Genomic DNA, 15,012 nt, shown 5'->3' on the forward strand with positions numbered 1-15,012 from the left:
ATAAACAGATGCGGGGGAACAAAGTTTGACTACAAATGCAGCTCAGTTGTTTCAATATGTCCATATGACAGAAGAGCAGGAACAATTATCATTGCGTTATTTAAAAACGAAAGATGAAGAGATTTTAAATCATATACAACTAACGACAATTAGAGATCAAAATAGAAGCGATTTTGCAAATCAGTTTATAAATGATTTTAGGAAAGTATATAAACAAGATCCAGCTTTCTTTCGGTTATTTTATTATTTGTTAGGGGAGCAATTGTTAAATGTTCTTATAATAAGGTTTAAGTATGTGGATTTTGCTAATATGAAGATTTATTTAGAGAAAAGTGCACTTCCATTGGATAAACTGGTAGTAATTGCGTGTAAATATTTAACTAATATCTCTAGTTATGTGAATGAGGCGTATAGTTTTCTTAAAGAGTTAACAAAAGAGAAACCGAACTATATAGAGGAACAATTACACACTTTACCAAATCAGCAGCAATTATCGTTACTTCTCGTAATGTTTGAAGTAAATTATGAGAGGTTCTATACATATAGCACTTTATTGGACGAGAGATTAGAAGAACATGCTGAATTTATATTGAATTTGAATGGAGAAAAGGTAAAGGTTGAAGCAGTTGAAAAATATATAAAAGGTGAGAGTGATAGGGAATTATTTTTAGGTGGAAATTTACCAGAATATATTTGGCGACTATTATTTAGCATTCATCAGTATTCAAATATTGCGAGGCGGTATGTTGAAATATTAGCGAAGAAAAACGTTTGGGGTTTTATGAATCATGCTACGCGTTACGTGTGTCAAACTCTCGATCAGCCTCAAAACTATAAACGAACAGGTAGTGTAAATAAAAAAACATATGATGAAATTCAAAATTTTTGTAAACAGTTTTGGATTTCTGAGGAAAGATTTTTTGCACACCGTCTGAGGCAACATGATTTAAATAATGAAGAATTCTGTAAGACGTATGAATATGAAATGTTATGCTCCGTGGCGGAAGAAAACCCTGAATTTGTTCAACGTACTTTACAATATGTAAGTAAAAGTAATTACCTCATAATCGCCCGAACGTTAGCTGAAAAAGGACATGAGTTAAATAGAGGGAGAATGAGAGAGGAATTTTTTGTCGCTGCTTTGCAACTTAAGTTGTCTACGGTGCGGGATACGTATCGTGATTATTTACTCGGGAAATTGTCATTTGATGAAATGAAGCAAATACTTAAAAATCCGAAGTATAGAAATATGTATTGGGATATGCCAGTTTTAGAAGTTGTACTTCTTTGGGATATAGATGATGTGGCAAAAAGAGAAGCGGCACTCACTCTGGAATTTGGAGATGTATATAGTGTTTATTTATATGAACTTCTGTATGAATGTTCGGCTAGAGGGATAGAACCAGAAAAAATAATAGAAGATCTCCTTTCTTACGGGCTAAGTAAAGAAAAGCTGATTGATTATTCAGTTGAGCAAGTCTCACATTATGTAGAAGAGAGAAATAAAGCGAAGGAAGCGCTCGTTACGATCATTGTAAAAGAACAGGCATACATAATGGAACGATTTGATATGTATTCTGCTGAGGCAAAAGCGTATATTTTGAATGAATTAGCAAGAGATAACAGGGTTGAAACACGTCCGGTTTTAATTAAAAACTTAGGTGATTCATCTAAAAAATTACGTAAGTCTATAGTTGAACTGCTTTCAAAAGACATAGAAGCGGCAGAGGATGTAGCAGTTGAACTTCATAATAAAAAGAAAATTGTTCGTGAAAATGTGATGAAAATACTACTAGCGTATAGGATTGAAACATATACACAACTCGTACAGGAAGCATTGAAAGAAAAGAAGAATGCCTCTTTAGCCGAGAAGTTTGCTCCATTACTTGAAGTGGGGAGGAGCTCAGAAAATATAGAAGAACTTTGTAGCCGTATCGTAACGGGACAAAAAAGAAATTCACTTCTGCAATTGATTGGGGAGGAACCGCAAATCCGTCTTCGTCATTCAAATGAAATTGCGGATGCTACAATTCCATTAGCTTATATACAACAGTATATTTCAGATGCTGTCATTGAAAAGAAAGAGGCAGCTGAAGTAATTGGGAGTACTTTAAATGAACAAGACCTGAAAGAATATGTGCAAGCAATCTATCAAATATGGATTTTTCAAGATGCAGATGTGAAGAAACGCGGTATTCTTTCGTTATATGGAATATATAGTGATGACAAAATGGTCGGTATACTTAAAAAGCAAATCGATGAATGGGTACTAGATATGAGAGGAAAGATTGCAGCAGATGCTGTTCGTGCTCTAGGTTTGTCTTCATCTAAGCTTGCACTTATGTTTATTCATGCTATGGCATTTAAATATAAACATAAACAAGTGCGTAATGCGGCAAAAGAAGCATTAAGTCTTGCTGCGAAAACCCGTGGTATAACGGAAGAAGAACTGGAAGATCAACTAGTACCAGATCTTGGCTTTAATATACGTGGGGAGAAGAAGATTGATTTTGGGAATAGATGTTTTACTGCTATTTTAACTTCTGATTCAAAAATAGAATTAGAGACAGAAGAAGGAAAACGTATGAAGTCACTTCCAAAGCCGAATACAAAAGATGATATAGAAAAAGCTGAATTAGCTAAGAGAGAGTTAGCCACTTTAAAGAAAGAGCTTCGGAATGCTCTTTCCATGCAGAAACAACGTCTGGAAGCTGCTCTATCATTAAAACGCTATTGGTCATATGATACGTGGAAATCGATATTTTTGGAAAATCCAATTATGAAGCAATTTTCCACTTCACTTATTTGGGGTGAGTATGCGGAAGGCAAGTTACTGAAAATGTTCCGTTATACAGAAGATGGTACGTTTTACTCAATGATAGGAGAGAAACATGAGGTTTCATCTGGAACTGTAATCGGTTTAATTCATCCGTTAGAATTATCTAGAGCGGAAAAGGAAATGTGGGAAGAGCAACTGGAAAACTCGAAAATTGTCCAGCCATTTCTACAAATTGAACGTCCTGTGTTTGTAGTAGAGGAAGATGATAAGGTTACTGTTGAGAGATTTGGCGGTATTTTACTAAATGGTCGCTCGTTATTCGGTAAGATGACGAAACTTGGATGGATTCGCGGATCAGTTCAAGATGGCGGTGTGTATTATACGTTTTATAAAGAAGATACTCGCACTGGATTAGGGGCACAACTGTCATTTAGCGGAGCACCAATTGGCTATGAAGACGAAGAAGATATATGTGTGTATGACATTGAATTTTATAAAGCAGGTACAGTGAATCGTGGTTCATATGAATACGATGAAATTGATGATGAAAGACGCATTGTGCCAAAAGAAGTAGATAAGTATTTCTTTAGTGAAATATTATATGATGTACAAGTAGCGACCGATTCAAATCTTGGTCATAATGAAAGCTGGCGTAACAAACGATAAAAATTCCCCCTTCATTTGTAGGAAAATGAAGGGGTTTTTCAATTTTTCTAAAAGGTTCTTTCAAAATAGAAGCGAATAGTTTGAGAAAGGAGGGGTTATATGGAAGTTGTTATAAAGAAGAAACGAACTAGGGGTAAGAGAATTTTCATTTGGTCTAGTAGTATCGTTCTTTTGTTAATAATTTGTACAGCGATTTTTTTGAACATATATACACTTAGATCTATGCCAAAGATAGATGGAACGATAAAGCTAGAGGATTTACAACGTGCTGTTACGGTAAAGCGGGATAGTAAAGGTGTACCGCATATTAAAGCGGAAAATGCACATGATTTATATTTTTCGCAAGGGTATGTACAAGCGCAAGATCGATTATTTCAAATGGATTTAAGTAGAAGGCAAGCTTCTGGGATGTTAAGTGAAGTTGTAGGGGAAGCAGCTATTGATCGAGATAAGTTGTTTCGAACGCTCGGTTTACGGCGAGCAGCCGAAGCGTCTGTTAGCCAATATGATGGAGAAGCGAAATTTGCTCTGCAGTCATTTGCTGATGGGGTGAATGCCTTTATACGCGAGGCAAAAGTGGAAAAGAAATTGCCAGTTGAGTTTACTATATTAGGCTATGAACCTGCTGAATGGTCAATTGTGGATACGTTAACGATTGGAAAGTATATGGCGTTTGATTTAGGCGGACATTGGCACGGACAGGCGTTTCGGTATTGGGCGCTAAAAAATCTACCGAAAGAGCAAGCAAATGAGCTGTTTCCTACATATCCGAAAGATGCCCCTAGATTGCTAGCTGAACTGAAAAATACAAATGTAGACGTAGCACAAAGTTTTGCAAAAGCAATCATTCCACCAGAGTTTAATGGTAGTAATAACTGGGTTATAAGCGGTGAGAAGAGTGCGTCTGGTAAGCCAATTTTAGCGGATGATCCTCATTTATCACTTGCGACACCTTCTATTTGGTATCAATCGAAACTTGAGATGAAAGATTTACATGTGAGTGGCGTTATTTTCGCTGGCGTACCCGGGGTTATATTAGGACACAATGACAAAATAGCATGGGGCGTTACGAATACAGGTCCTGATGTGCAAGATTTATATATTGAGAAGAGAAATCCTAATAATGAAAATGAATTTCTATATAACGATAAGTGGGAAAAGGCGACTGTTGTGGATGAGTCTATTAAAGTAAAAGGCGGAAAGACAATACCGTATAACGTTACCGTTACGAGGCATGGTCCAGTTATTTCAGAGTTTGCGGATAAAGGGAAAGAGAAGACGAAAACAGTATTTGCTTTGAAATGGACTGCTTTGGAGCCTTCCGCTGAATTAAAGGCTGTATTAAATATGAATAAGGCGAAAGACTGGAATGAGTTTGAAACGGCACTGCAAGATTTTCATACACCAACTCAAAACTTTGTATTTGCATCAAATGACGGCACAATTGCTTATAAAGCAAATGGAAATATACCAGTGCGTAAAAAAGGTGATGGTAGTTTACCTGTTCCAGGATGGACAGATGAATATGAATGGGAAGGGTATATCCCGTATGATCAGCTACCAAAAGTAATCAATCCAAAACAAGGGTTTATTTCAACTGCGAATAATAAAATTGTAGATGATAATTATCCGTATCATATTAGTAATACGTGGGCGCAGCCATATAGGCAAATGCGTATTCAAGAGTTTTTACAAGAGAAGGAAAAGTATACGGTGAAAGATTTAGAAGAATTACAGATGGATCAAAAAAATTTATATGGGAAAGAATTTGCTCCTATATTGTTAAAAGAGTTAAATAAAGCGTCTTTACATGAAGTAGAGAAAGAAGGCGTAAAACAATTAACGAAGTGGAATTTTTACGATAGTAAAGATGACGCGGCACCGTTAATATTCCATTTATTAATGAAGGAGATTTCAAATACGTTATTTTCAAAAGAAATTCCGAAAGATGTGATGGAGTTATTTGAAGGGAAGTCACAAGTTGTGGATGAATTGATTCGAAAAGAAGTAGCAGGAGAAAAGAGCACTTGGTTTACGAAGTATGGAGGATTCACAAAAGTTGTGCATACATCGTACGAAAATGTAATGAAGAAATTACAGAAGGAATATGGACCAGATGTTACGGAGTGGAAGTGGGGGGATTATCACCAACTTGCTTTTACACACCCAATTTCAAAATCATCTAGTATGTTAGCGCTACTTGCGTTTAATCGTGAGAAACCAGTTCCAATTGGCGGAAGTCAAGTTACCGTTCAAGCGGCGAGTTACGGCGATAACGGTATTGTCAATCATGGAGCGTCTTGGCGATTCGTTATTGATACGAAGGATATGTCAAACGGTTATCATATTGTAGGGCCAGGACAATCAGGACATTTTAGAAGTGATTGGTATCATGATCAAATAGATGATTGGGTAAATGGCACGTATCATACGACTACATTGAATACGGAGGGGATAGAGGGGAAGGTGTTAAATTTAGAGCCGAAGTAATAGGGGGTTTTTGTTTGTGGAGGGGACTAGTAATAATCTTTTTGATAATGAAAGCTTATCATTTAGAATATAACCTAGTTCTTAAATCATTTTAACAGCCAGCCTACTATCATTTAATTTGATAGTAGGCTGTTTCCATCTTCGAAATACGCTGTAGCAACTTCTTCAGGATTACGATTCTTTCCACATGCTGCAAGTGCTGTAACTAATAAAACTATTAACATGATCATTCCAGTTTTGAGGGATTTAGTTAACAAAGGCCAGGTATTATTTGCAACAGAACCGTCTATCTGTACCCCTTGTTTCATCATTTTTCTAGGCCATCCAACTTGACAAATGTTTTTTTATCAAACTACAATGAAAATCATTATCAATAATATAGGGAGGATACTTTTGTCAATAAATGAAAAACAATATATTTATAGGTTAATAACTAGATGTTGTTAAGTCGTATGTACTATTTTTAGTTTAGCGTTGCCTAGAATGTACACCAATTAATCTCACGAATTACAAGAAAACTATTATTGAAATGAGGCTTGCATTGTGAAGTTGGACGTGAATGAGTTAGCAGAGTATCTTGCCAATACTCCTTTCCGAGTAGAAGGAGTATATCGTTATGCTAAAAATCCAGGTGTGCCTTGTGCTGAGTCTACAGATTCTTTCCCAGGATTTGTATTTCCACTTACAGGGAAGACGGAATTTCAATTTAATGGTACGCCGTATACCCTTTCCCCAGGAAAAGTTATACATGGGGGTGCAAAAATGACATTAGCCCATAAAATGCTTGGTGAAATAAACTGGGAATATATTCTTGTTTTATATCGGATAAGCAATTCAGAACGAGAAGATTCTGGCTTTACTCATCAGCATTTTGAATTATTAACAGGACAATCTCCTCGTCTTGTCGAATTACTTATGCGTCTTTGGGATGTGTATAATCAGCGAGGAGGCATTTCGATGTTTCAGACGGAAATGCTATTTCGTGAAGCGTTGAATGAAGCTTTATTAAGTGTTGTCAATAGAGAAAACAACTATGAATCGCATACTTTATTCGAACGAATATCTAGTTACGTTCATAAATACTATTATAAAGATATTACAATACATACGCTTACAGAACAAAATAATGTTAATCGAAATCGTCTTTCTTACGTGTTTAGAAAGCATGCAGGTATGGGGCCAGCAGAATATTTATTGAACTATCGTATAAAGATGGCTCAAAAAATGTTATGTACAAGTGGTGTGCCTGTACAACAAATTGCGCAGGCTGTTGGAATCGCAGACCCTTTTTATTTTAGTAGAGTTTTCAAGAAGCGAGTTGGCATTTCGCCTACTAAATATCGCGAGAAGTTCATCAATAATCCATACTAATGTCAACAGGGGTCCATTCTTATTTGAAAATCACTGTTCTATACTTATGGAGAGTTAAAGGAAACATTGGATTGAAAGTACTTTCATTGAAATCACTCCTTTGTACTATCTGAATGAAAAGTTCTGGCCTGAGCATTTTCTTTTTAAGCATAATAACGACTTTTTTACTTAGATTACTGTAATATAGTGGAAGTTGAAAATGAGGAGGGATCATTATCCATTACCAACCTATTAAACTAAATGACGAGTTATCTAAAATTAACGATTATTGGTATCCACAAGTGATTAGTGAAATGAATGACGATCAAATTCAGCTTTTTAAAGCTAATGGAGATTTTATATGGCATGAGCATCCTAATACGGATAAGCTATTTATTGTGCTTGAAGGGGAGATGTTCATCGATTTCCGTGATGGACAGGTGAAAATTTCTAAGGGCGAGATGTTTATTGTCCCGAGAGGCGTTGAGCATAAACCTTTCACTGAAAAGGAATCCCACATCATGTTGGTAGAGCCTAAAAGGGAAATGGATTGATAATCGTAAAAAGATAAAAAAGGAGCGGAAATCCGTTCCTTTTTTATTTATCTTACTATTTTTAGGAGCTTAGTATGAATAAGATGTGAATAAAGGATGAATAGCATTTTTATCAATAAAAATTTATTGGATTTTTTGTGGAATATATATGAAACATTGTATAAAATAATCAAGAAAGCCAAAAATTATAGGGGGAAAGTTGTGAAGAAAAATAAGAGTTTAATAAGTTTTTTAGGAGTGTTTATTATGCTGTTTTCTTTTTGTTTTCAAGGAAATGTACAGGCAGATGTAAATACTGTTCAATCTGGAAAAATCAAATCAGGAAATGTAACGGTATGGGAAGTTGGAAATGTAGCGAAAGTGTTAGCTGATGTAGAGCGCTTAAATTTAAATACAGTAAATGTACCAATTCAGGTAGATATTCCGAATGTGACTTCTACGAACATGGTAATTAATCAAGCGCAAAAGCAACAGGCTATTATTTTAATTCAAGAATTATTAAAGCGTAATATTCAAGTTATAGTGGAACCGTTCCCATATATTCAGCAAGGAAATGTTGGAGAAACGGAATGGAATCCAAGTAATATTAATGATTTCTTCTGGAATTGGAAAACGGTTATTTTGCAAGACATTTTTAACTCGATTACAAGTAAATACAATGTGTACGGGCTCAAGATTGCTTCTAATTTCGTGAATATGGAATATGCAGAAGGATATTGGAGCGATACGATTGATTTTGTTCGCCAGCAGTATAAAGGAAATGTTTTGTATCAAATGAATTGGTGGCTAACAGCAAGCTGGGATCCTTCATATGAAGCGAAGTTTGTTGAGATAATAAACCGTCCGTATTTAAAGAAGGTAGACATTGTTAGTATCGATAGTTGGTTTGAAGTTTCAGGAAAAAGAAATCCATCATACGAAGAAGTGAAGCAAAGTTTGTTTGCGACGACAGTATATAATCGTGGACAGAATGTTGTTCAGCAACTAGAACAATTACATAAAGCAACAGGAAAGCCAGTTTACTTTGGTGGATTTAACGTTCCAGCGCGTGAACTAGGCTTGCAAAATCCGTGGAATCCAGATGTTACTAATGTGTTTTCAAAAGACGTACAATTAAACGGATGGCGCGCTTACCGTAATGTATTAGAACCGAAGCCATATTTTAAAGGCTTTTCAATTTGGTTTATTGGATCTAATAATAGTACGCATGCGTATCAAATACATAGTCAAGAAACGGCAGCAGTTATTAATGGCTGGTACCGAAAATAATTTTTATAAAATAGGTAAGTTTTAAAGTTTACCACATATATTTCTAGTGAAAGGCCTTTCACCATCTTATCACCTAGGGGGCAATCATCATGAAATTTTTGTCTTACCTTACAGTAATTTTGGTGATTCTTGGCGGTTTGAATTGGTTATTTGTAGCGTTAGATTACAATGTAGTTGAGAAATGGTTTGGTTCTATGCCGGCGCTTGTGGACACTATTTATTGGCTCATTGGTCTTTCTGCAATTTATCAAATTTTTGATCGGTTCTTTACGGACAATTAGCTATTATTCTTTTATTACTAGAGTGTTAAGTACGATTATGTACTTAACACTTTTTTGTGTGTTTATAAAAACATTGGCACTTGCAAGCGATTCCATTGCGTCTTACGCCGTAATAATAGAAAACAAATTGACCGTGTCTTGTATTGTGGGTTATAATTCAGAAAGTTTAAAAAATACAAAAATGAGAAATAGGGAGGTCATCCGGGTGATGGAGAGAGTGTATAATTTTTCAGCAGGACCATCAATACTCCCTTTGCCAGTTTTAGAGAAAGTGCAAAAGGAGCTTGTAAATTATAACGGGACAGGCATGTCTATTATGGAAATGAGTCACCGATCTTCTTATTTTCAAAGTATTATAGATGAAGCGGGTAGCTTACTTCGTGAATTAATGAACATTCCTGATGAGTATGAAGTATTGTTTTTACAAGGTGGTGCTTCATTACAATTCTCTATGATACCGTTAAATTTAATGAATAAGTATAAAAAAGCAGGGTACGTATTGACTGGCTCATGGTCTAAAAAGGCGATGCAAGAAGCTGAAAAAGTAGGAGAAGTACAAGTGATTGCTTCTTCTGAAAATGAGAGGTTTACGACAATTCCTAAACTGGATGGTTTACTAGGCGATGAAAAACTAGATTATGTACATATTACAACGAACAATACAATTGAGGGAACGAAGTATGTGGACATTCCACATGTAGATAAAGTACCGCTCGTTGCGGATATGTCCTCAAATATTTTATCAGAACGATATGATGTTTCGAAGTTTGGTCTTATATATGCGGGAGCGCAAAAGAATTTAGGGCCAGCAGGCTTAACGATTGCAATTATAAAAAGAGATTTAATTGGAGGAGCAGATCGTTATTGTCCTACGATGTTAAACTATGAAACTTACAGTAAAAATAACTCCTTATATAATACACCGCCGTCCTTTAGTATTTACGTAACAAAACTTGTATTAGAGTGGCTGAAAGAGCAAGGCGGAGTATCTACGATTGAAGAACAAAATAAAATGAAATCTTCACTTCTTTATAATTTCTTAGATGAATCAAAAATGTTTACTTCACCAGTTGATCCTACGTATCGATCACTTATGAACATTCCGTTTACAACACCGTCAGAAGAGCTGAACAGTGAGTTTCTACAAAAAGCGAAAGAACGCGGCCTTGTTACGCTAAAAGGACATCGCTCAGTCGGTGGTATGCGCGCAAGTATTTATAATGCGATGCCAGCACACGGCGTACAGCAATTAGTAAATTATATGAAGGAATTTGAGCTTGAGAATAGATAGGGAGATGGGGATATGTTTCGTGTTCAAACGTTAAATCAAATTGCAGAAAAAGGTTTGCAAGTGCTTAGCGGAGAGCGCTATGAAGTAGGGGAGAGAATGGACCACCCAGATGGCATTTTACTTCGCAGCTATTCTTTACATCAAGAAGAGTTTTCAAAAGATTTAAAGGCGATTGCGAGAGCTGGCGCAGGGGTAAATAATATTCCTGTCGAGCGATGTACAGAAAAAGGGATTGTAGTCTTTAATACGCCAGGGGCAAATGCTAATGCAGTAAAGGAACTCATTATCGCCAGTCTTATTATGTCTTCACGTAACATTATTAACGGAGTAAGCTGGACGAAAAATTTAGAAGGTGAAGAAGTACCGCAGCTTGTTGAATCAGGGAAAAAACAATTCGTTGGATCAGAGATTGCAGGGAAACGTCTAGGTGTTATCGGACTTGGCGCAATTGGTGCTTTAGTTGCGAACGATGCGTTAGCGTTAGGGATGGACGTCGTCGGATATGATCCTTACATTTCAGTTGAAACAGCTTGGCGCCTTTCTACACATGTGCAAAGAGCATTTAGTTTAGATGAAATTTTTGCAACATGTGATTATATTACACTGCATATTCCTCTTACGAATCAAACGAAGGGAATTATTGGTGAACACGCTCTAGAGAAAATGAAAAAAGGAATGCGTTTATTCAATTTCTCTAGAGGAGAACTTGTAGATGAAAAGGTTCTTCAAAAAGCGTTAGAAGAAGACATTATTGCACATTACGTAACGGACTTCCCAAATGAAAATGTGATTAAAATGAAAAACGTAACAGCGACGCCTCACCTCGGTGCATCTACATCTGAATCAGAAGAAAATTGTGCAGTCATGGCAGCGCGTCAATTACGTGAATATTTAGAGACAGGAAATATTCGTAATTCAGTCAACTATCCAAACGTAGAATTACCGTATATCGGAAAGAAACGTATTACAATCATGCATCAAAACGTTCCAAACATGGTAGGACAAATTACAGGATGTTTAGCAGAACATCATATAAATATTGCGGATATGATTAATCGTAGTAAACATTCTTGGGCGTACACGATGATTGATATTGATAACGGAATTGATGATATAATAAAAGAGAACATTGTGGAAAATATAAGTAAAATTACAGGTGTTGTAGCCGTTCGAATGATTGTGTAAAGGAGAGAGGAATTTGGCAAAAATCCGACCGTTTCGGGCCATTCGTCCAGTAGAAGAAAAAGCAGCGGAAGTGGCAGCTTTACCGTATGATGTTTTAAATAGTGAAGAGGCAAGAGAAGTTGTAAAAGGGAATCCGTATTCTTTCTTACACGTTGATAAAGCAGAAATTGATTTAGACCCAGCGCTTTCACCGTACGATGATCGCGTATATGAAAAAGCGGGTGAAAATTTAAATCGATTGATACGAGAAGAAGTGTTCATTCAAGACGAAGAGCCAGCGTTATACATTTATGAACTGACGATGCAAAGAAGAACGCAGTCCGGTCTTGTCGTTTGTACATCTATTGATGAGTATGAAGACGATACAATTAAAAAACATGAAAGAACGCGTCATGAAAAAGAACTTGATCGTATTCGCCACGTAGATGTGTGTGACGCAAATACAGGTCCTATCTTTTTAACATATCGTACAAAAGAAGAAGTGAAACGTTTCATCGCAAACTGGAAAGAAGAACATGCACCAATCTATACATTTACAGCGGAAGACGGCGTTAGGCATGTTGCTTGGAAAATAACTGATGAAGAAGTAATTGCAGGCCTAGTAAACGTATTTGAAGACATTCCTAATCTATACATTGCAGATGGACATCACCGCTCCGCATCAGCTGCGAAAGTAGGGCTTATGCGAAGAGAACAATATCCGAATTACACAGGAGAAGAAGAGTTTAATTTCTTCCTATCAGTTTTATTCCCTCACGATGAATTATCAATTTTGGACTATAACCGAGTTGTGAAAGATTTAAATGGCTTGTCAGAGGAACAGTTTTTAAATCAAATTACGCAATACTTTTATGTAGAAGAAGCATCTGTTTCTCCGTATAAACCAAATGAACCAAAAACATTTGGCATGTATGTGAACGAGAAGTGGTATAAGCTCACAGTGAAAGAGGAAACGTTTGATGCGAATGATCTTGTGAAAGGTTTAGATGTATCTATTCTGCAAGATCATTTATTAAGCCAAGTACTTGAAATACATGATCCGCGATCTGATTCACGTATCGACTTTGTCGGAGGAATCCGCGGATTAGAAGAACTAGAACGTCTTGTAAATAGCGGTGAATATAAAGCGGCGTTCTCGCTATATCCGACATCAATGGAATCTTTATTAGCAATCGCAGACGCTGGAGAAGTTATGCCACCAAAATCAACGTGGTTTGAACCGAAACTGCGTAGTGGGTTATTTGTACATTCTTTAAAATAATGATAGACTTCATTATTTTGAAAAACCGAAATAATTTTAGTTTCGGTTTTTCTTATTTTAAAAGAGCTTTGAGGAGGGGTACCAATGAAATTAAATTATAGGTAGGCGAAAAAATCACCTTTGAACGAATTTTAAGGACATTCCTAGTATTACAAGAAATGTCCTTTCCACTAAATTATAAGGTATTTTGCTAAAATTCAAACTCTAAAATTAGTTTACTAGTTTGACCTGTAAATTGATAATGATAGGATCCTCTTAGACTTTCTAAGTTACCGGTAGCTTTCATAATTGTTCCTGGGGAATCTAAATTTCCTTTATCAAATATTCCTTGCTCTATAGCTGTGAATGTTCCTTGTTGTCCCTTATAAATTCCTTCAAAGTGTAAAAATCCAGAAATTTTAGCAGTAGCTAAGTGACCATCATTTATATTTGAGTCTAAATAATATAATAAGTATTCAACAAAAGCTTTTCCTTTTAATTCCCCATCAATATCATATTCAACATGGGCAATATTAATAGGGAAATCTTTTTTAGTATCATCAATTGGTTTTTCATCCCATTTACTTACTGTAAATGTTACTTCCATACACGTAATCTCCCTCCAATTATATACTTTTAAAAAGTATCCATTCACATTCATATCTCATAGGAGTGATTTTATTCATTCCACGCCACTTTCTAAAATAGAGAACGATCCATTTCCACAATCAATTTCTGCCATTGCGCCGTAAGGTAAAATAAACTTCGGTTCGGTATGGCCAAAATTTAAATTATAAAGAATCGGCAAATCTTCTAAGTTATATTCTCTCATAACTTTCAGTATTTCATGTTTATATTCTTCATAGTATTGTTCATCTTTCGGTTTACCGAAAATGATACCTTTTGCTTTTTGCAGAATGCCTTGCGCTGCATAATTTCGTAACCAATACTTTATATAACTTGGTTCTGGATGATCTTCAGAAGTTTCAAAGAAGAGAATACTATCCTCCCAATGTTTGCTCTCAGGCCAAAGCTCCGTTCCTTTTGCAAATTCCAATACTTCGATACACCCACCAATTAAACGCCCTTGTACAGTAGTAGAGCCTTGAAGTACCTCATATCCGTTGTTTTGCTGCATCGTACGTCTTGTATCCTTATTTACTTCTATCCATTCTAAACGCTCACTCGTCCATTCAGGAGCTGGTTGAATTTCGCCAATAACTTCATTTGAAAAGAGAGCTCGCTTTACCATTTCAACCGTATATGGATCCATCTCTATATTTTCAGCGAAATCAGTTAAAATGGCTGGACCGTAAAAAGAGGAAATTCCTGCTTTATGACAAAACAAGTGTGAAACGGTAACGTCAGAGTACCCCATAAAAATTTTCGGGTTTTCACGGATTACATTAAAATCTATAAAGGGAAGTAAGCGAATGCTATCTTCACCGCCAATATTCGCAATAATTGCTTTCACGCGAGTATCCTTAAAAGCTGTCATTAAATCTTCTGCACGAGCTTGTGGGTTGTTATAAATGAATTCGCTACCTTTTAAACTATTTGGCATTGGGATAACGGTAAGACCGAAAACTTCTTCTAACCTCTTTACTCCTTGTTCATATCGCCAACTTATCTCAGAATCGCCTGCGCCTCCCCATGAAGGGCTTACTGTTGCCACAATATCACCTGGCTGTAATCTGTTTGGTTTCTTTAACATGTTAACTCGGCTCCTACATAATGTAATGGACTACAATTATACAAACTGTAGCATTGAAAAATATGATGCATCACATTTATTTCTTCATCATCGATCTGTTTACCTGCTGGTATTCATGAATTCAGTCTTAGTGTTGAGTATATTTAAAATACAGTATGCAACATTGCATAAGAAAGATGGTTGCTATTTTCTG

Annotated in this window: 11 protein-coding genes; 9 read left to right on the top strand and 2 right to left on the bottom strand. The window is 36.1% G+C overall.

Translation table 11 applies throughout. The features are described from left to right. Positions 1-25: 25 nt before the first annotated feature. The 9 genes from MR070_RS10720 to MR070_RS10760 all read left to right on the top strand — a co-directional run bounded on the left by MR070_RS10720 (position 26) and on the right by MR070_RS10760 (position 13,126). A complete protein-coding gene (locus MR070_RS10720; RefSeq protein ID WP_242261225.1) occupies positions 26-3,445 on the top strand; it encodes a DUF4132 domain-containing protein in 3,420 nt (1,139 codons plus the stop codon). A gap of 99 nt (positions 3,446-3,544) precedes the next feature. Beyond that, positions 3,545-5,935 (top strand): penicillin acylase family protein, encoded by a 2,391-nt coding sequence (locus MR070_RS10725; protein ID WP_139895184.1) that lies wholly within the window; start codon positions 3,545-3,547, stop codon positions 5,933-5,935. Positions 5,936-6,478: 543 nt separating this feature from the next. After that, positions 6,479-7,306, top strand: a complete 828-nt coding sequence (locus MR070_RS10730) for a helix-turn-helix transcriptional regulator (protein WP_000762802.1) — start codon at positions 6,479-6,481, stop codon at positions 7,304-7,306. A 293-nt stretch (positions 7,307-7,599) separates the two neighbouring features. Further along, positions 7,600-7,839 carry a cupin domain-containing protein gene (locus tag MR070_RS10735; RefSeq protein ID WP_000997182.1) on the top strand — a complete coding sequence of 80 codons (240 nt, stop codon included), beginning with the start codon at positions 7,600-7,602 and terminating at the stop codon, positions 7,837-7,839. A gap of 201 nt (positions 7,840-8,040) precedes the next feature. After that, a complete protein-coding gene (locus MR070_RS10740) occupies positions 8,041-9,108 on the top strand; it encodes a glycoside hydrolase family 113 (protein ID WP_242261226.1) in 1,068 nt (355 codons plus the stop codon). Positions 9,109-9,197: 89 nt separating this feature from the next. After that, entirely contained in the window at positions 9,198-9,389 is a 192-nt protein-coding gene (locus MR070_RS10745; protein WP_000670803.1) for a DUF378 domain-containing protein, read from the top strand. A 208-nt stretch (positions 9,390-9,597) separates the two neighbouring features. Beyond that, positions 9,598-10,680 (top strand): 3-phosphoserine/phosphohydroxythreonine transaminase, encoded by a 1,083-nt coding sequence (gene serC, locus MR070_RS10750; RefSeq protein ID WP_242261227.1) that lies wholly within the window; start codon positions 9,598-9,600, stop codon positions 10,678-10,680. A gap of 12 nt (positions 10,681-10,692) precedes the next feature. After that, the gene (locus MR070_RS10755; protein ID WP_242261228.1) at positions 10,693-11,865 is read left to right on the top strand and encodes a 3-phosphoglycerate dehydrogenase family protein; all 1,173 of its coding nucleotides are present in this window, start codon (positions 10,693-10,695) and stop codon (positions 11,863-11,865) included. Between the two features lie 13 nt (positions 11,866-11,878). Further along, positions 11,879-13,126: a DUF1015 domain-containing protein gene (locus tag MR070_RS10760; RefSeq protein WP_242261230.1), complete on the top strand. Its 1,248-nt coding sequence runs from the start codon at positions 11,879-11,881 to the stop codon at positions 13,124-13,126. 190 nt (positions 13,127-13,316) lie between these two features. Here the strand turns inward: MR070_RS10760 and MR070_RS10765 are convergent, their stop codons facing one another. Both MR070_RS10765 and MR070_RS10770 read right to left on the bottom strand, forming a co-directional pair. Further along, positions 13,317-13,712 carry a DUF3224 domain-containing protein gene (locus MR070_RS10765; protein WP_242261231.1) on the bottom strand — a complete coding sequence of 132 codons (396 nt, stop codon included), beginning with the start codon at positions 13,710-13,712 and terminating at the stop codon, positions 13,317-13,319. Positions 13,713-13,787: 75 nt separating this feature from the next. Continuing rightward, positions 13,788-14,819: a S66 family peptidase gene (locus tag MR070_RS10770; RefSeq protein WP_242261232.1), complete on the bottom strand. Its 1,032-nt coding sequence runs from the start codon at positions 14,817-14,819 to the stop codon at positions 13,788-13,790. Positions 14,820-15,012: the final 193 nt, after the last annotated feature.

The organism is Bacillus cereus group sp. BfR-BA-01453 (genome assembly GCF_022662915.1).
In the GTDB taxonomy this organism is placed as follows: Bacteria; Bacillota; Bacilli; order Bacillales; family Bacillaceae_G; genus Bacillus_A; species Bacillus_A paranthracis.

Coding starts and splice junctions, on each gene's coding strand:
- MR070_RS10725 (WP_139895184.1), top strand. CDS start 3,545: ATGGAAGTTGTTATAAAGAAGAAACGAACTAGGGGTAAGAGAATTTTC.
- MR070_RS10735 (WP_000997182.1), top strand. CDS start 7,600: ATGAATGACGATCAAATTCAGCTTTTTAAAGCTAATGGAGATTTTATA.
- MR070_RS10745 (WP_000670803.1), top strand. CDS start 9,198: ATGAAATTTTTGTCTTACCTTACAGTAATTTTGGTGATTCTTGGCGGT.
- serC (WP_242261227.1), top strand. CDS start 9,598: ATGGAGAGAGTGTATAATTTTTCAGCAGGACCATCAATACTCCCTTTG.
- MR070_RS10755 (WP_242261228.1), top strand. CDS start 10,693: ATGTTTCGTGTTCAAACGTTAAATCAAATTGCAGAAAAAGGTTTGCAA.
- MR070_RS10765 (WP_242261231.1), bottom strand. CDS start 13,712: ATGGAAGTAACATTTACAGTAAGTAAATGGGATGAAAAACCAATTGAT.
- MR070_RS10770 (WP_242261232.1), bottom strand. CDS start 14,819: ATGTTAAAGAAACCAAACAGATTACAGCCAGGTGATATTGTGGCAACA.